Source organism: Pediococcus damnosus, assembly GCF_001611155.1.
Taxonomy (GTDB): Bacteria; Bacillota; Bacilli; order Lactobacillales; family Lactobacillaceae; genus Pediococcus; species Pediococcus damnosus.
In genome coordinates this window covers 850,729-867,315 of record NZ_CP012294.1, presented here as the reverse complement: position 1 = coordinate 867,315, position 16,587 = coordinate 850,729, and the positions used below count along the sequence as shown (strand labels likewise).

Genomic DNA, 16,587 nt, shown 5'->3' with positions numbered 1-16,587 from the left:
GGAGATTTTGAACGGCACATTCACTTCGGTGAATGTGCTTTTTGTTTACTCATGAATTAAACTAATCCGGATAAAGAAGTTGTCAATATTTCGAAAACCAAAACAGTTACGTTTTAATGCCTTGATTTTACGATTAAGTCCTTCAATTGGACCGTTGGAAAATGGATAACGACAACTGTTTAGAAGGGCTGAACCATTTTTGATAAACGTGTTGATCGTTATGTCCATTTGATTACTAGTGGGTTGGTAGTTAGTAAGTAAGGATTGGAACGCATTAGCATCCTTTTGGTGTATGACACTTAAGATACCTTGATAGGTTTGATACACAGATCTAAATCTGGGAAAAGCGTCTAGAGCTAAATCAATGGCGTTTTGTTGCGTCATATACTCGTTAATTCCGCGTAAATAAACAGCCTTAGAATCATTAACTTTTATTTCATCAAGATGAAATAAACGCCATTGAGATTTTAAAATATGATAAATTCGTGAATGCTTATCTTGGATAGTACGAATGGTCTGCGTGCGTTCATTATCTAAGGCACGCCCAGCCAGTTGAATAATATGGAAACGATCGATAATCGTGGCCGCATTAGGAAATAAGCGATGAATGAAGCTGCCATATTCAGCATTCATGTCAATCGTCACTGATTGAACTTGGGCACGTTCTTGAACCGAAAAACGAGCTTCAAAGTAGTCAATGATATCTTTACTTAGCCGATCTTTTAAAGTAACAATTTGGCGATGACTAACGGCATCGCAACAATTAAAGGACATCCAGTGATTACAGGAACGAAATTCATCAAAGCAAAGATTCTCTGGGAGATGTTTAACACGATAGGCTAAGTGAATATTGGCATTTAGGATTCGTTGAACACTGCTTGGCGAAATTCCACAAAGTTTAGCAATTTCTTTACTCGTCAACATATCGCGTGCCAAAACGATCACTTGATGTTTGATATTATGTGTGAAAGTTTCGTTACGATTAACCAACTTAGTTTTAGCACCACAGGTTTTTGAACAATCTTTACATTGGTATCTTTGACGTTTTAAATGCATTTCGTAACGACCACCGGATAAGGTTCCTAAACGCAGGTGACTCATGTGAGTTCCGTTTTTAATTAAGCTTTTATGGCCACAATGTGGGCACTTTAAAAGTTGATAAGACAAAGTTGCATGGACGACATGAATACGTTGGTTTGTGGAACACCGTTCTTTAGAAATACCAGTGACAATTAAGTTTGGGTCTGTTATTTCGAATAAGCATAAGATAGAATTAGTTAGGGACATCTGAATTTCCTCTTTTCGATTTGTTTTGGCGATTAAATCGTAGCACAAAGAGGACAGATGTCCTTTTTTATTTTTCTGATTTTCAAAACAGACAAAAAACCGGTATTAGTTATTCACCAATACCAGAAAGTGCAGACCCGCTAATTTTGACTTAATTACTAGTTTGCTTGTAGAATTAGGGAAACTTAAAGATTTATTTTTAGAATTTACGGAACGGAGAAAACAAAATGGGATTCTGGGCAATCTTAGCTTTATTTATTATTGCGCTTGCATGTGGTATTCTTGCTGCGAAACAAAGAAATAAGAATCGAACATTTGCAGTTGTTCTTACAGTAATGATGATCCTAGCACTGGCGATTGTTCTTTATTTAACGTAGTAGAGAACTAACTTATTTGAAGAAATATAACTATTGAAAAATATTTTTATAAGCAACAATAGTGATATCAACTGGAGCAATTTTTCTTAGTATCTTGTTTGTGTCATTAATTTTTACTGTACTTATGAGTTTTAGTTAATTCAGAATGATAAACTATAGTGGTTCCTAGACTTAAAAATAAAACGTAGTAGGATTTCAAAAGCAGACGCGGATAATTGGTTTTAATCGCTTGTATATTTAATTTAATTTGTTAAAAATGTCAACGATTTTTGATGTGGGACAAAAAACAATCACTTGTTTGTACATATGTACAGTGTATGTGATATAGTATACTTATTAAATGAATAAAATAAGGAGGGATAAATATGACCGTCAAATCACGTAAAGTTTCTAATGCAACTGTACTAACAATCCCTAGCAGTTTCAGAATTCCTAAAAATGTGACTTTTGAACCCAGCATGAATGATCATGGCGATATTATTTTTAAAAGAGTAGATGGACTTTCAGATAATCGAAAAAATGATATTCATGATTTTATGGATCGTTTTAAACCAGTTGCAGAATATTTAAAGGATAAATAGACAATAATGACAAAAATTAAATATCTGTCAAAAAGTGATTTAATCGAGATTAATAAATATGCTGTCCAAATGACTGGTGGAACTAATTTTGGAGTTCAATCTTATGAGGCTTTAGATGTTATAGCTAACCAACCTGGTCAAATTGTTTTTGGACATGAACTTTATCCAACTATTTGGCTCAAAGCGGCTTTTATTTTGCAAAAAATCACAAAAAAACATGTTTTTGTTGATGGTAATAAACGAACTGCACTTTTTGCGGCACTTAGGTTTTTAAATGATAATAACTATGTCGTTAAGGATGATAGTGTAATTAATAATTCTGGATCCTTAGTTCTAGCAGTTACCAATTCTTCAGATGATGAGAAAACCATGCAGGAAATAGCACATTGGCTTAAAATCAATCATTATCATAAAGATTAAAAAGGCAATTGGAAATGTATTTTTGTTATTTGCAGTTTAACTTGGGGGATAATTTAGATGGGCTTTTGGGTTTTACTTGCTGCATTTATTGTTATGGTTATTTGTGGCCATTACGCTTTTAAGAAACGAAACACCAATAAATTGTTGGCGGGAACATCTGCTATTGCGGCGGTAGTGGCCTTAATTGCGGTAATTTATTTAGCTTGAAATAAGATGATTGATAGGCACATTCTGAAGTTAAATCTGAACTTCAGGACGTGTTTTTATTTTTGCTAAATATCCACACGCGTTATACTGAAAAGGGAGCATAACAGAAAGGTAAGGCGGTTTACATGGCAATTCAACATAAAGAAACAATTCCCGATAACATTGAAGTGATTGGGGCGCATGTTAATAATTTAAAAAATTTGAACGTGACAATTCCTCTCAACGCATTTGTGGCGATTACGGGGAAATCCGGATCAGGAAAGTCCTCACTGGCAATGGGTGTTCTCTATGCTGAAGGGGCTCGCCGTTATTTAAATTCACTATCGACCTACACGCGGCGCCGAATTAGCCAAGCCGGTAAAGCAAATGTTGATGAGGTGAAGTATTTGCCTTCAGCGTTAGCATTACGTCAGCGGCCAACGGTACCTGGCGTCCGTTCAACTGTGGGAACCATGACCGAGAGTTTAAACGTTCTGCGCTTAATGTTTTCCCGATTAGGTTCCCATGTATGTCCAAATGGGCATCGGGTTCCACCGACATTAGAAGTTGCAGAAAATATGGGTTATGTCGTTTGTCCCTCTTGTGGGGTGAAGTTTATGGCGCCTGGTGCGGAGAGTTTTGCGTTTAATTCGGAAGGAGCTTGTCCAACCTGCAATGGGATTGGTAAAGTCCGTCAACTTGTTAAAAGTCGGCTAATTCCTGATGAAACGAAAACGATCCGCGAAGGTGCTGTGGCCTCATGGCGATTACCAGGCCGTAACTTTATGATTTATGTGGCCGAACAAATTGGAATCCCGATTGATACACCCTTTAATCAGATGAGTGCCAAAGACCAACAACAAGTTTGGCACGGTGAAAATAAAAAATATGCGATTAATATTCCTTCTAAAACGGGCAAAATTTTTCATATGGATAATGCGCAATTTGAAAATGCCTATGCCGCTGTTGAAGATAGTTTAGCGACGACAACTAATGAACGGGCAATTACCCGCTTGAATCGGTTTTATTCATTTGATATCTGTTCCACTTGTCATGGGACCAGGTTTGCGCCCAAACTTTTGCAGACAAAGTTAGTTGATAAAAATATTTCTGAAGTTTCAAAAATGACCATCACCGAATTAACTCAGTTTATGCCGAAAATTGTACCGTGGTTACCAGAAACGATGCGTGAACTTGGGACTAATTTAGTTGGTGAATTACAAGATAGTGTTCAACCTATTTTAGATCTAGGCTTGGATTATTTAACCTTGGACCGTGAAGGCGATACGTTATCAACTGGTGAGCTCCAACGTATTCAGTTGGGTCGCACTTTGCGGAGCCAGACAACGGGAGTTCTTTATGTCCTTGATGAGCCTTCAGTTGGACTTCATCCGGCTAACGTTAGCGGATTAATTAAAATTTTGCATCAGTTGGTGTCTCAAGGAAATTCGTTAGTGGTTGTGGATCATGATACACGAATTATTTCCGCAGCCGACTACGTGATTGAAATTGGTCCAGGAGCCGGTAAAAATGGTGGAACGGTGGTTGATCACGGAACTGTGTCAACTATTAAGAAGAGCCCACAATCACTCATTGCACCATTTTTAAATGGAACGGCCAAACTGCTGGTCAGAAAACAGGTTCCTAAAGCAAAGTTGTTTGATAAAGGCGATCTTACCATCGGGGTCTCTGAGCGATTTAATCTGCATAATGTGGTTGCTCATTTTCCTAAAGGACGCCTTAGTGTGGTATCCGGATATTCAGGTGCCGGAAAGACAACGTTGATCTTAGACAGTTTAATACCGGGAATTAAGGCAGCTATCAAAAAGGAACCTTTGCCCGCCCATATTAGTCAGTTAGATCGTGCGCATATTCATCGCGTGGTCATGGTGGATTCAGTGCCGGTCGGTAAAAACGTCAGATCAACGGTTGCGACTTATTCTGGAATTCTAGATACTTTACGAGTTTTGTTTGCGAATACAGATGAAGCGAAACAGCGACAGTGGACTGCCAGTCATTTTTCTTACAATGTGACTTCCGGTGCTTGTCCAAACTGTAAAGGAACGGGAACAATTTCGCTGGATATTCAGTATTTACCAGATATGGTGGAGACGTGTCCTGTTTGTCACGGTAAACGATATAATGATGAAACGCTCGCTGTAAAATGGCATGGCTATACAATTGCAGATATTTTAGCGCTTGATGTGGATCATGCCTTACCAATTTTTGAAGATGTACCAGCCATTAAATCAATTCTGGAAAAACTATCCGAAATGGGGTTGGGATATCTTGTATTAGGCGAGAGTACCCCAATTTTGTCTGGTGGTGAAGCCCAGCGGTTGAAGTTAGTTTCACAAATGGGTCGTAAACAAAATGGGACGTTGTTTGTGTTTGATGAACCGTCAGTTGGGTTACATCCGCTTGATATTCAAACGTTGATTCATGTGTTCGATCGGTTGATTGATCAAGGGGCGACGATTATTATTATTGAACATGACTTGGATGTCATTGCCAATGCAGATTATGTTGTTGATCTTGGGCCAAAAGGTGGTCAATTTGGCGGAAAAATTATTGCGGCTGGCACACCTCAAGAAGTGGCTAACACGGCCAAAAGTGAGACTGGTAAGTACTTGAAAGCCCATTTTGAGTTGTTTCAGTAAGATGTAAGTTAGACTTTCATATGGGTTATAAATAATTTTATTCTTATGAAGGCTATAACTATACTGGATATTTTTGTGGAAAGATGCTATGCTTAAGTCAGATATAGAAAAGGCTTTCATATCAATATTCTTACTGGAGGAATAACCTATGCGAATTAACAAGAATGATTTAAATGATGTATTGAGCTCAGAACACGGCCCGTTTATCACAATGATTGTGAATAATCCTGCTGACTTAAAAGAGATTCAGCATACAAAAATCACTTTCAAAAACTTACTAAAAGAAGCAAAAGATAAATTAACCAAATTGTTTCCTGAAGTTGATCGCGAGGCCTATTTAAGCCGCTGGAGTATTTACGGCGACGACAATAGTTTCTGGTTAAACGATGCAAGTGAAGCAGTCGTTTTAATTGGAGATATGGATAAGGTGGAAACATTCCAGCTTTCTGGAAACTGTGTGAACCAAGTTTCAGTTTCCGCTCAGCCTAATGTTTTACCAATTATCCAAGAATTACAGCTAAAATTTGAATACTTATTAATTGGGCTTAACCAAACTTCCTTTGAACTTTATCGTGGGGATGGTTATGATCTTGAAAAAATTCACTTAGGTGAGGATGCGCCTCGCACGTTAAAAGAGGCGCTCGGGGATAATGAATTAGTCGGCGGTGAAGTGTCATTCCGTGGAGCTTCGAATCATGGTGGTGATGTGGCAGTAGCTTATCATGGCCATAACGAGAAGAGCCAGGAAGTTACAAATGATCAAATCAATTACTACCAAATGGTGGATCAGTATGTTACTAAAAACTATGCTCATCCAGAAGGTTTGATGACGATTGTATTTGGATTACCTGAAAATCAGGCTCGTTTCCGTCAAGTCACGAAAAATAAAAACTTGTCGCATCATTTATGTGTGGAAGAATCGCCTAGTGGTTTGAGCATTGATCAATTAGAAAATAAGATGCGCCCAGTTGCTCGTAAATGGTTCGAAGGAATCATGAATGTGCAAACGCAACGGTATGAAACTGCGAAGGACAAGAATAAGGCAACGAGTGATATGCGTGAATTGGTGCGCTGTGCGGTGGCTGGTCAGATCGACACATTGTTTGTAAGAAATGATACAACGGTGATCGGAATGATTGATGAAGAAGGCAAATTGGACACTGATACAACGGCGGCTAAAAACAATAATTTGGTGAATGATATTGTGGATAGAACGATGAAGAATGGTGGAAGAGTAGTCTTGCTTGATACAGAAGATATGCCAACCGATAAGGTAGCGGCGGGAATATTGAGATACTAGATAAGTGAGTGAAGAAAAGCGGTAAAAGGCAATAAATAAGTGCACCGGTGCGGGATCGCAATTCCGCGTTAGGTGTACTTATTTATTGCCTTTTGCTTTTCGAAGCTGTCCTCAAACTCAGCGGAAAAAGGAAGCAAAGATCAGCGGCCGTATGCGGGATCGCAATCCCGCGGGAGGCGTGTCTATTTTTTTACTCTTGTTTTGTCGAGCTGTCCTCAAGTTTCAATAAATAAAAATATTTTAGAAATTTACCTTCACCTGTTTTTGTTGAACTAAGCTACCAATTTGAACAATTTGTTGATTTTTATTTACTCGATAAAAAATAGCGTATTTTTTTCCAATTAAAATTCTTCGAGTTAGCTTTGAAAAACCGTAAAGTGATGTGATGTCTGAAAAACGATTCGGATAAAATTTTAAAGAAATGACAGTTTTATTAATGAGCCGAATAAATTTTTTTATTTGTGTTTCAGATAATCCCATGTTTTGCCAATCTTGAATAACGCTATTTAAACTTTGAGAGAATGAGTTTGAAAATAGTATTTGGTATTCTGTCATTATTTATGCCAACCATATTTTTGGAATTTTTTGGCGAATTCGTCTTCTGTTAATATATTTTGTTTTTCGAAATCATCGAATCCTTTTTCAATTTCTCTACAATCATATTCTCTTTCTGTTTCATTGATTGTTAATTCAATTTTTGAACTTTGTTTCTGATAATCTAATTCCATTCCTTCAACAACACCACTGCTTTTGGGAAGAATAACGCCTAGCGAATTGCCAACTTTCCGAACCTTTATTTTTTTCATTAGTTTACCTCAATATGAATTTTGTGTTTGTTATAACATAATTATAACTTAATGCCTTTGAAATGTCTAATATCTGTGAGTGTTATTAATTCATTAAAATCTCCATTGCGTTCGTTCCCTAATAGTTCGATAATTAGAGATGTGACTTAAATTACGGGAAATGATAATGGGGATGCAAATTATGAGCAAGTCAACACGAGGAATTTTATACGCGTCAATTGGAGCTATCTGTTGGGGAATTTCTGGTCCGATTGCTCAGATCCTATTTGCAAACTACCATATGAAATTAACTTGGTTGATCGGTTCAAAAATGTTATTTGGCGGGATACTATTACTTGTGTTTGGCATGTTGCAGAAAAAGCAACGGCCAAAATTGTTTGCCATTTGGCATGATAAAAAAGCAATTATTCAATTACTTATTTTTACAATTTTTGGGATGACGGCCATGCAAGCTGTTTACTACAAAGCGGTTGCGGTAGGTAATGCCGCTACAGCCACGATCTTACAGTTCCTATCCCCAGTATTTATTGTGGTCTTTACAATTATTCGTTATAAACGAGTGCCACGGCGAGGAGACGTTTGGGCGATTGTCGCTGCGTTAGTGGGAACCTACCTACTGATTACAGGTGGAAACCCAACATCTCTAACAATTTCACCAGCTGCTTTATTCTGGGGCGTGGTTACTGGAGTGGCAGCTGCCGCCTATGTCTTACTCCCAGAAAAAATATTAAATCAATATGGTTCATTAACTGTTTCTTCATGGTCCATGCTAGTTGGTGGTGTGTTATTTATGTTCATTCAACCTGCTTGGCGTGATGTTCCCCACTTTGATGCAAAGGGTTGGGCTGGTTATCTGTTTATTGTCATTTTTGGTTCGGTAATTGCGTATTTTATTTATTTGGCAAGCTTGGCTTACATTTCGGCGACCGCTACAGGCCTGTTGGATGCCTTTGAACCCTTATCCGCAACCATTGTGTCTGTGGTGTTTCTCAATCTAAAATTTGGTGTGATGGAAACAATCGGAACTATTTTGATTTTAAGCACCGTATTTATTCTGGCAATTGCTAATCGTCACTCATCATAACTTAGAACTGATATCATGCTACTTGGCATGATATTTTTTTAGACTAATTTGTTTTGCACTGGCTGCACCCCCCCTAAAAAGTGCTAGAATGCAATTGAATGAAAGCGGTTTATATGTTCTGCTTATTGGGGGGAAAACAAATGCAATTTAGACTGGTTATTAATTTTAAATTCATAGAATGGCAGGGCTACGGTTAAACATGAGTTACATGTTGTGATTGTGGGGGCTCTCAAATTTTAAATGAAGGATTGGTGAAAAGGATGCATAAAATTCCATCAACAGCTTTTGCTAAAGCTGGTATTTATGAAAAAGAAAAAGTAGATTACATTAAGAAATGTTTTACGCCAATGCGTGTTTCGATCAATGATCAAATTTTTCCGCGAAGTCAGAAGAATTCAGACAAAGAAAGTCATAAAATTGGTAGAAAAATTTTTGGACTGGCAACACCTGAAACAATTGAATTTAATGATACAGAAATTCGAGTGATTGATAAGGATAAAAAAGTGGTCGAGACTACGAAAGCAACGGATGTTCAATATATTCAATTTGGTGTTATAAGAAGAATGACTACCTATATGTGGTCACCTGTTTTTTATTATGAATTAACGATGACACTGGGAACTTCATCTGGTAATTACTATCTTCTAAATGGTGATTTTGCAGTTTATGAGCAATTAAAAGCATGGGGTGAAAAACAAAATATTGAGATTGAAGATCCATTTGAATTGGCTTCAATCACCACCGATGCTCACGTTTTCGGAGCAGGTGATCCTAGCACCTGGGGAACATTGCTTGATAAAACGTTTATAACCAAAGTGGCTAAAGTGGCCGATTTGAATTATCCAGAAGAAGTTTAACTTTAGTTTTAAACAACTGATCATTTCAGAAATAATATAAGAAATGATCAGTTTTTTTGTGCTCACGATTTAGAAGCTATGGTTTGCTTTTATGCGGTGAAGTGCTATGTTTTAGATGAGTGGAAACGATTTCGGATCCATATATGTCATTAGGATTGAGTTAGAAGGAATTATTGATGCAGCATCGCTATTTAAAAATGTTAATATATTTTTGCGTTTGGATGGGATTAAATATACTGTGGGTACTGCGTTCAATTTCGTACCCAACTGTTGATTCTACTATGTTAGTTGGCAAAAGCATCGCCTTACATTTTGCGCCAATCGTGGGAATCACAGTCCTATTATTGATGACGTTGTTTAAATGGCGTCCGCTCAATCTTGTGGCTTTAATTTGGTTGGTTTTAGCAACGATTACTGCTAGACCACCGATTTATTTACTTTCAGTGGGAATGTTCGGTGGAATTTTGGTTTTGATCTGTGATGTTTATCTCACGGTGATTATATGTAATCATGATCAACCGGTAAAATATGTAAATCAAATTGCTGTTATATTAGGAATCGCCTTTTTCCTGTGTTTATTATCACCAAAATTGAGTGCTCAGTTTGCAAGTAGTGGTTATTCAGATCCCGTTACGGCAACAAAAACGGAAATTACAGTAACCAAAAAGAATACCAATCAGTTAAAGACTAATAATGTGACGAGGATCACGCCGCGGCATCCTAAGATTTATTTAAATGGCGTTGGCGACATTAATCTGAAAATTAGGCGAATTGGAATTTTTTATTTCTCGTATGCGGATTATGTGTATAAATGGTAAAAACTAAAAAATACGTTTCCATTTACAGCGGTTTAATGGCTGTGTGGAAACGTATTTTTTGTAGCCTAAAGGTTGAAAGTACAAAAATGACTTCAGTTACTGATACTAAGCAGTTTAGTTCACCAAAATCAGGTTAACTACCGTTCTCTGGCTCACTTGGCCTGGAACGGGGTGGGCCGATTTGAAGCCAAACAGTTCACTTGTCTTCAAACTCGACCTTTATCTAAGCAAGAATCGCTAAGATAAATTTCACCCATGAGGCCAAAACGCCTCCGAACTGGAAAAGTTGTTGTGTTTAGATAGTTCGTATGAACGTTGTCATAATAATCTTCGTGTTAAATATAATCAGTTTTAAAACTTGCATCAGTCTGGAAGCAATGGGCTCAGTAGTGCCATTTATCTTAACGATTCATCGTTTAGATAAAGGTCGAGCTTAGAGACGTGTATTTCGGCTCTAAGTCGTGCCCACTACGTTCCAGCCCAAATTGCTGGAAGACGGCATTTTAATCTAGTTTTGTTACCATGAACGTTTTTGTATCAAGCAATTAGCTGTAATTTTGTACTTTCAACCTTTAGTTGTAACATTTAATTTAATAAGAATGCCACGGACTGGTAAGGCTTAAGTTCCAGCTGGTCCTGCAGTTCAATTGATTCATCATAATTTGAAATTAAAACTTTTCCATGCAGTTTTGTCATTTCACTAGGCAGCTGAACAGTTGTCGCTTTTCCATAGAAATTATTTAAAACCAATAAAGTTTGATTTCTATAAGTTCGTAAATAGGCAAAAACTTGATGATCATTTTCAAGCAAGGGTTTAAAATTGCCTTCAGAAATAATTGGCATGGTTTTGCGCAATTTAATTAGCTTTTGGTAGTAAGTGAAGATTTCTCCGTGATCAAGTTCATCTTGGACGTTTACTTTCGCTTGATTAGTTGGCATTAACCATGGTTTATGTGTCGAGAACCCAGCATATTTGGAATTATTCCACTGCATCGGAGTACGACTATTATCTCGAGATTTGGTTTTAATAATCTCAAAAGCTTCACTTGGAGATTTACCAGCATTTAAAAGTTCTTGATAAGCATTTTTACATTCAATATCGACATAATCTGACATTGAAGTGTAATCGGGGTCACTCATCCCGATTTCTTCACCCATGTAAATATATGGCGTTCCTCGCAACAGATGCATTGTTGTGGCCAACATTTCGGCCGATTTTGCCCGGTAATGAATCGGATCACCAAAGCGATTAATGGCACGTGGTTGATCGTGATTATTCCAAAACAACGCGTTCCAACCGCCACCCTTAGCCATTCCCGATTGCCATTCGTTCAGAATCCCTTTAAGTTTCATAAAATCAAAAGGCATTTTACTCCATTTTTCACCATTTACATAATCTACCTTTAAGTGATGAAAAGTGAAAACCATACTGAGTTCATGATTGCCAGGCAAGGTGTATTGAACACTGTTAGCAATTGACGTTGACGACATTTCACCGACAGTGATGGCATCTGGATCTTGTCCAAAACTTGCTTGATTCATTTCTTTGAGATAATCCTGAACAATTGGGGTATCTGTGTAAAGAGTTTTACTAGCAACGTTTGTTGGTGCATCAATTAATTTTTCTTCTTTACCCGTGACATTAATGACATCAAAGCGAAAACCATGTACACCTTTCGCACGCCAGAAATTAATGACTTTGTAGAGGGCTTGCCGAACTTCCGGATTGTGCCAATCAAGATCAGCTTGGGAAGGATCATAGAGATGTAAATAGTACTTACCAGTATTGCCAAATTTAGCCCAAGCCGGGCCACCAAATTTAGATTCCCAATTGGTAGGAAGATCACCATTTGGTTTTGGATCGCGGATGTAATAGAAAGCTTGATATTTTTTATTTCCGGCTAAAGCTTTTTGAAACCATTCGTGAGATGTAGAAGTGTGGTTTAACACCATATCTAACATAATACCGATGTGGTTTTCTTTTAATTTTCGAGCCAACTCATCAAAATCAGCCATTGTGCCAAAGCGGGGATCAACTTTGCAATAATCAGCAATATCATAGCCATTGTCATTTTGTGGTGAGACGAAGAATGGGTTAAACCAGATCATATCAATATTAAGTTTTACGAGATAAGGAATTTTTTTAATGATTCCCTGGAGATCACCAATCCCATCCCCATCACTATCATAAAAAGACTTGGGATAAATTTGATAAATTATTTTATTTTGAAACGACATTAAAAAGCCTCCCTAGTTAATTTTTTGACGACGGGCAAAATCCACAAAGCTAAATTTATCAGGTCGATGAACAGATTCAGTAAATTGAAAAAGCGTCGTATCTTCTAAATAAGTTTGACTACGAACGATTACCACATCCTGATGCTCGTTTAATTCAAGCAACTGTGCCTCTTCTTTTGTGGGAGATTCTACAGTGATTTTTTTGGTGGCGTAACTGATGGTTAAACCAAGTTGATTCTCAAAATAATCATATAGAGAATCTGCAGCTACCTTATGCGAAATTTCAGGAACAACACTTTTTAAAATATAATCGTGATCTAAAACAATTGGTTCATTGTTAGTTTTACGAAGACGTTCGACATAAGTTGCCAAAAGTGGTGAAGATGATTGATAATCGAATTTTTCAAGTGGCACGTGCTGGTCTTCAAGGCACAAAACTTCAGTAGTAGAGTTCATGTGCAACGAGTTGTTGAGCTCTTTAAAAGAAGTAATGCCAGAAACCGGAAAATTAAAGCGTTGTAAGTTTAAAACAATTGAACCTTTTCCGCGAATTTTTTGAATGAAGCCGTTTGTAAGTAATTCTGATAGTGCTTTTCGGATGGTTTCTCGAGAGGTTCCATATAATTCAGATAATTGCGTTTCACTAGGTAAGTAACTATCAACTGGATAGTTGTGATGATTAATTTTATCGGCTAAATCTTGATAAATGGCATTAAATTTATTGCGCATTACTATTCGCCTCCTAAAGCGCTTCCATCATATCACTATTTGATTAGTCTATACAAGTAAAAAGGAATCAATATATTTGATAAATGCGTCTAAATGGGCTTTTGAAATCTGAAAGTTGAATAAGCTTTAAATTTGACAACATGTATATACAGGATGTATGATGTAACCGTTATTAAGAAAGCGCTTTAAGTAAGTCAAATTTTCTACTCAGTTGGGAGGCAATACAAATGTTTGGATTCGGGAAAAGAAAAAAAGTAGCCACTGATAATGCTATTTATGCGCCGGTAACTGGCCAGGTGATTGATTTGAGCAAAGTCAGTGATCCGGTATTTGCTCAAAAGGCAATGGGGGAAGGTCTAGGAGTTAAACCTAGTGATGGCAAGATTGTTAGTCCAGTGGCTGGCGCCGTCACGATGGTCGCCGGTACAAAACATGCACTGGGGTTTACGATGGCTAACGGCCTAGAAGTTTTAATCCATATGGGTGTTGATACCGTTGATTTAAAAGGAGCACCATTTACTGTCAGTGTTAAGCCTGGTGACATTGTCAATGGCGGCGACGCCATTGCCACCATTGATTTGGATCAAATTCATGATGCGAATCTGGACGATGTCATTATTGTTGTCTTTACGAATTCGGCTGATAAATTGGATCATTTGGATGTGACAACTGGTGAAACTACAGCCAAAGCAAAAATCGGTATGGTAACCGTTAAAGCATGATATGAGGGGGTATTTAAAATGGCAAAAAAAGATTATACCAAACTTGCATCCGATATTATTGAAAATATTGGTGGTAAGGAAAATGTAAAGAGTTTAATTCACTGTATTACGCGACTACGTTTTTATTTAAAAGATGAAAGCATTGCTAAAGATGATGTCATCAAAAATCTAGATGGCGTTATCGATGTTCGGCATGCACAAGGGCAGTATCAAGTTGTGATTGGGGCGGCAGTCACTGATGTATATGATGCAGTGATCGCTCAATTGGGGCAAGAATTCGCAGATCCTGATGCTACTGAGGCGGCTGTGCAAGAAACAAAAGCAGCTGCTGGGTCGGCTAAAGAACCTGATAACAGAAGCTTTGGCCAAAAAATAAAAGATGGGTTTAATGCTTTAATTGGCGTTATTACAGGCTCCATGATGCCAGTTGTTGGGTTATTGGCTGCTAGTGGTATTCTCAAAGGTCTATTGCAGATGGCAGTGGATTTTCACTGGACAGTGCCAACTTCACAAACCTATATTATTATTTCAGCGATGGGCGATTCGGCCTTTTACTTCCTACCAATCATTGTTGGATTTACAGCCGCAAAACGACTTAAGTCTGATCCAGTGATTATGGCAATTATTGGCGGTGTGTTAGTTTATCCTTCATTATTCTCAATTGCTACCGGAACGAAAACAACGGGTACTTTTTTGGGAATGGCATTAAACACAAATTTGTTTGGATTACCAATTCACATGGTAAATTACACGTATAGTATTTTTCCAATCATTGCGGGCGCTTGGATGGCTCACTACATTGAAATCTGGTTAAAGAAATGGATTCCGCAAATTCTTCAAATGATTTTTGTACCTTTGTTTGAAGTTATTATTGTTTCTGCAATTATCATCATTTTTGTAGGTCCTGCGATTACTTTAGTAAGTACAGGAATTTCATGGTTGTTAGATGCAATTCTGAAATTCAATTATCCAATCGCCGGATTAATCATTGGAGGATTCTATCAAAGCTTGGTTATCTTTGGATTGCACTGGGCAATTGTACCGTTGATTGCGAATGATATTGCATCTAAAGGATATAGTTACTTAAATGCAATTGTTTCAATGACAATGGTAGCTCAAGGTGCTGCCGTATTAGCTATTTTCCTCAAATCAAAAATTGCTTCCATTAAAGAGCTTTCAGGAGCTGCTGCAATTTCAGCCTTTGTTGGAATTACAGAACCATCTATTTACGGAATTAACTTGAAGTACGGTCGGGCCTTCTTGACGGCCAGCATTGGTGCTGCAGCCGGTGGATTAGTATCCGGTCTGCTGAACGTAAATATGTATGGATTTACCGGTTCAATTATTGGATTTCCATCATTCTTTACACCTGCCAAATTTGGTGGCGGCATGAGTAACGAAATCAATTTCTGGATTGCGACGGCTGTTACCTTAGTTGTTGCGTTTGGTTGCACATGGGCATTTGGATTTAAGGATGCAGATGTTGCTGCTGAAAAGAAAGTTGTTCGTCGTAAAACCATTGGTAAAGATGCTTAAAATTAAAATGCAAAACAGCGAATCATCTATGGAAAATGGATGATTCTTTTTTTGTTTTCTGAAAATTTAACTTTTTTCAGAAAGAGGGCTTGTTTAAAGGTTTGTTTTGGGGTATTATCAATCTATTCAGAATATTAAAAAATGCTGTGAACAGATGAGTAAGCAAAATACTGAATTATAGAGAGCTAGGGATGCTGAAATCTAGCGGAAAGTTTTTGCTGAAGATGGTCTGGGAGCATTGCAGTTAAATGAAAATTTTAAGCTGCGGGTGTCGAGCCCTTATGAGTTGAGATGAACGTTTTTGCGTTCAATAAAGGTGGCACCGCGGTCAAACGTCCTTTACTTCAAGTTTTGAAGTAGAGGGCGTTTTTAATTTTGGGTAATAAATTTTAAAATATATTGGCATAGGAGAGGAAAGAGATTTATGCATAAAAAACAAGGTATATCAGTCAGAACAGTAGTGGCAATTGGAATTGGAACGGCAATTTTCTTTGTGTTAATGCGTTATATTCCAATTCCAACGGGAGTTCCAGATACAAATATTAATTTAGCATATGGATTTCTGGCATTAATGGGCTCTATTTTCGGACCAGTAGCGGGTGGATTGATCGCTTTTCTAGGCCATATGTTTAACGATTTAACCTGGGGCGAGCCTTGGTGGACATGGATCGTTGCCGATGGTATTTACGGAATTTTATTTGGCCTAACCAAAAAATATTTGAATATTGAAAACGGTGGTTTGACCAAACATAAGTTAGTTATCTTCAATGTCTATCAAATTATTATCAGTGTGTTGGTCTGGGGAATTATTGCACCAACTGGCGACGTTTTGGTATACTCAGAACCAGCTTCCAAAGTTTATTTACAAGGAATCACGTCAGTTATTTGCAATGCACTTTCAGTCGGAATTTTGGGGACAATTTTATTGGTGGCTTATGCCCGAACCCGTTCCAAGAAAGGCAGTTTAAAGAAAGAGTCATAAATTT

At 37.6% G+C, this 16,587-nt stretch carries 17 protein-coding genes and 1 other annotated feature; of the genes, 12 read left to right on the top strand and 5 right to left on the bottom strand.

Annotated features, from left to right (window positions below; translation table 11 throughout):
• Nucleotides 1–45: 45 nt before the first annotated feature.
• Entirely contained in the window at nt 46–1,287 is a 1,242-nt protein-coding gene (locus ADU73_RS04190) for an ISL3 family transposase (RefSeq protein ID WP_226996046.1), read from the bottom strand.
• A 227-nt stretch (nt 1,288–1,514) separates the two neighbouring features.
• On the opposite strand from ADU73_RS04190, the gene ADU73_RS10490 reads away from it, so the two are divergent.
• The 6 genes from ADU73_RS10490 (at nt 1,515) to ADU73_RS04170 (ending at nt 6,811) form a co-directional block, all read left to right on the top strand.
• Nucleotides 1,515–1,664 (top strand): hypothetical protein, encoded by a 150-nt coding sequence (locus ADU73_RS10490; protein WP_155386956.1) that lies wholly within the window; start codon nt 1,515–1,517, stop codon nt 1,662–1,664.
• Between the two features lie 365 nt (nt 1,665–2,029).
• The gene (locus tag ADU73_RS04185; protein WP_046871022.1) at nt 2,030–2,245 is read left to right on the top strand and encodes a hypothetical protein; all 216 of its coding nucleotides are present in this window, start codon (nt 2,030–2,032) and stop codon (nt 2,243–2,245) included.
• Nucleotides 2,246–2,260: 15 nt separating this feature from the next.
• A complete protein-coding gene (locus tag ADU73_RS04180; protein WP_046871042.1) occupies nt 2,261–2,665 on the top strand; it encodes a type II toxin-antitoxin system death-on-curing family toxin in 405 nt (134 codons plus the stop codon).
• A 57-nt stretch (nt 2,666–2,722) separates the two neighbouring features.
• Nucleotides 2,723–2,872, top strand: coding sequence for a hypothetical protein (locus ADU73_RS10485; RefSeq protein ID WP_155386958.1), 150 nt, complete (start codon nt 2,723–2,725; stop codon nt 2,870–2,872).
• A 125-nt stretch (nt 2,873–2,997) separates the two neighbouring features.
• Nucleotides 2,998–5,511 (top strand): excinuclease ABC subunit UvrA, encoded by a 2,514-nt coding sequence (locus ADU73_RS04175; RefSeq protein WP_046871023.1) that lies wholly within the window; start codon nt 2,998–3,000, stop codon nt 5,509–5,511.
• 148 nt (nt 5,512–5,659) lie between these two features.
• Nucleotides 5,660–6,811, top strand: coding sequence for a baeRF6 domain-containing protein (locus ADU73_RS04170; protein ID WP_046871024.1), 1,152 nt, complete (start codon nt 5,660–5,662; stop codon nt 6,809–6,811).
• A gap of 240 nt (nt 6,812–7,051) precedes the next feature.
• Here ADU73_RS04170 and ADU73_RS04165 read toward each other — a convergent pair whose 3' ends face one another.
• Together ADU73_RS04165 and ADU73_RS04160 are read right to left on the bottom strand one after the other, a co-directional pair.
• Nucleotides 7,052–7,366 (bottom strand): hypothetical protein, encoded by a 315-nt coding sequence (locus ADU73_RS04165; RefSeq protein ID WP_046871025.1) that lies wholly within the window; start codon nt 7,364–7,366, stop codon nt 7,052–7,054.
• Nucleotides 7,366–7,617, bottom strand: coding sequence for an AbrB/MazE/SpoVT family DNA-binding domain-containing protein (locus tag ADU73_RS04160; RefSeq protein WP_062913200.1), 252 nt, complete (start codon nt 7,615–7,617; stop codon nt 7,366–7,368). The genes ADU73_RS04165 and ADU73_RS04160 overlap by 1 nt, the downstream gene beginning before the upstream one ends.
• A gap of 181 nt (nt 7,618–7,798) precedes the next feature.
• On the opposite strand from ADU73_RS04160, the gene ADU73_RS04155 reads away from it, so the two are divergent.
• From ADU73_RS04155 to ADU73_RS04145, 3 genes are all read left to right on the top strand, one after another.
• On the top strand, nt 7,799–8,701 hold the full coding sequence (locus ADU73_RS04155; protein WP_226996045.1) for a DMT family transporter: 903 nt from the start codon (nt 7,799–7,801) through the stop codon (nt 8,699–8,701).
• A gap of 260 nt (nt 8,702–8,961) precedes the next feature.
• Nucleotides 8,962–9,558: a hypothetical protein gene (locus tag ADU73_RS04150; protein WP_062913199.1), complete on the top strand. Its 597-nt coding sequence runs from the start codon at nt 8,962–8,964 to the stop codon at nt 9,556–9,558.
• Between the two features lie 221 nt (nt 9,559–9,779).
• Nucleotides 9,780–10,376, top strand: coding sequence for a hypothetical protein (locus ADU73_RS04145; RefSeq protein ID WP_145930482.1), 597 nt, complete (start codon nt 9,780–9,782; stop codon nt 10,374–10,376).
• 585 nt (nt 10,377–10,961) lie between these two features.
• Here the strand turns inward: ADU73_RS04145 and treC are convergent.
• The gene (gene treC / locus ADU73_RS04140; protein WP_056986021.1) at nt 10,962–12,614 is read right to left on the bottom strand and encodes an alpha,alpha-phosphotrehalase; all 1,653 of its coding nucleotides are present in this window, start codon (nt 12,612–12,614) and stop codon (nt 10,962–10,964) included.
• Between the two features lie 12 nt (nt 12,615–12,626).
• Nucleotides 12,627–13,343 carry a trehalose operon repressor gene (treR, locus tag ADU73_RS04135; protein ID WP_046871030.1) on the bottom strand — a complete coding sequence of 239 codons (717 nt, stop codon included), beginning with the start codon at nt 13,341–13,343 and terminating at the stop codon, nt 12,627–12,629.
• 227 nt (nt 13,344–13,570) lie between these two features.
• Between treR and ADU73_RS10590 the strand changes: the two genes are divergently transcribed.
• The 3 genes from ADU73_RS10590 to ADU73_RS04120 all read left to right on the top strand — a co-directional run bounded on the left by ADU73_RS10590 (nt 13,571) and on the right by ADU73_RS04120 (nt 16,583).
• A complete protein-coding gene (locus ADU73_RS10590) occupies nt 13,571–14,065 on the top strand; it encodes a PTS sugar transporter subunit IIA (RefSeq protein ID WP_046871031.1) in 495 nt (164 codons plus the stop codon).
• A gap of 18 nt (nt 14,066–14,083) precedes the next feature.
• The gene (locus ADU73_RS04125) at nt 14,084–15,601 is read left to right on the top strand and encodes a PTS transporter subunit EIIC (RefSeq protein WP_046871032.1); all 1,518 of its coding nucleotides are present in this window, start codon (nt 14,084–14,086) and stop codon (nt 15,599–15,601) included.
• A gap of 137 nt (nt 15,602–15,738) precedes the next feature.
• Nucleotides 15,739–15,944 (top strand) — a binding site (T-box leader).
• Nucleotides 15,945–16,025: 81 nt separating this feature from the next.
• Entirely contained in the window at nt 16,026–16,583 is a 558-nt protein-coding gene (locus ADU73_RS04120) for an ECF-type riboflavin transporter substrate-binding protein (RefSeq protein ID WP_046871033.1), read from the top strand.
• Nucleotides 16,584–16,587: the final 4 nt, after the last annotated feature.

Bases quoted from the DNA above. Each gene is read 5' to 3' on its own strand.
- ADU73_RS04190 (WP_226996046.1), bottom strand. From the start codon at position 1,287: ATGTCCCTAACTAATTCTATCTTATGCTTATTCGAAATAACAGACCCA.
- ADU73_RS10490 (WP_155386956.1), top strand. From the start codon at position 1,515: ATGGGATTCTGGGCAATCTTAGCTTTATTTATTATTGCGCTTGCATGT.
- ADU73_RS04185 (WP_046871022.1), top strand. From the start codon at position 2,030: ATGACCGTCAAATCACGTAAAGTTTCTAATGCAACTGTACTAACAATC.
- ADU73_RS10485 (WP_155386958.1), top strand. From the start codon at position 2,723: ATGGGCTTTTGGGTTTTACTTGCTGCATTTATTGTTATGGTTATTTGT.
- ADU73_RS04175 (WP_046871023.1), top strand. From the start codon at position 2,998: ATGGCAATTCAACATAAAGAAACAATTCCCGATAACATTGAAGTGATT.
- ADU73_RS04170 (WP_046871024.1), top strand. From the start codon at position 5,660: ATGCGAATTAACAAGAATGATTTAAATGATGTATTGAGCTCAGAACAC.
- ADU73_RS04165 (WP_046871025.1), bottom strand. From the start codon at position 7,366: ATGACAGAATACCAAATACTATTTTCAAACTCATTCTCTCAAAGTTTA.
- ADU73_RS04160 (WP_062913200.1), bottom strand. From the start codon at position 7,617: ATGAAAAAAATAAAGGTTCGGAAAGTTGGCAATTCGCTAGGCGTTATT.
- ADU73_RS04155 (WP_226996045.1), top strand. From the start codon at position 7,799: ATGAGCAAGTCAACACGAGGAATTTTATACGCGTCAATTGGAGCTATC.
- ADU73_RS04150 (WP_062913199.1), top strand. From the start codon at position 8,962: ATGCATAAAATTCCATCAACAGCTTTTGCTAAAGCTGGTATTTATGAA.
- ADU73_RS04145 (WP_145930482.1), top strand. From the start codon at position 9,780: ATGGGATTAAATATACTGTGGGTACTGCGTTCAATTTCGTACCCAACT.
- treC (WP_056986021.1), bottom strand. From the start codon at position 12,614: ATGTCGTTTCAAAATAAAATAATTTATCAAATTTATCCCAAGTCTTTT.
- treR (WP_046871030.1), bottom strand. From the start codon at position 13,343: ATGCGCAATAAATTTAATGCCATTTATCAAGATTTAGCCGATAAAATT.
- ADU73_RS10590 (WP_046871031.1), top strand. From the start codon at position 13,571: ATGTTTGGATTCGGGAAAAGAAAAAAAGTAGCCACTGATAATGCTATT.
- ADU73_RS04125 (WP_046871032.1), top strand. From the start codon at position 14,084: ATGGCAAAAAAAGATTATACCAAACTTGCATCCGATATTATTGAAAAT.
- ADU73_RS04120 (WP_046871033.1), top strand. From the start codon at position 16,026: ATGCATAAAAAACAAGGTATATCAGTCAGAACAGTAGTGGCAATTGGA.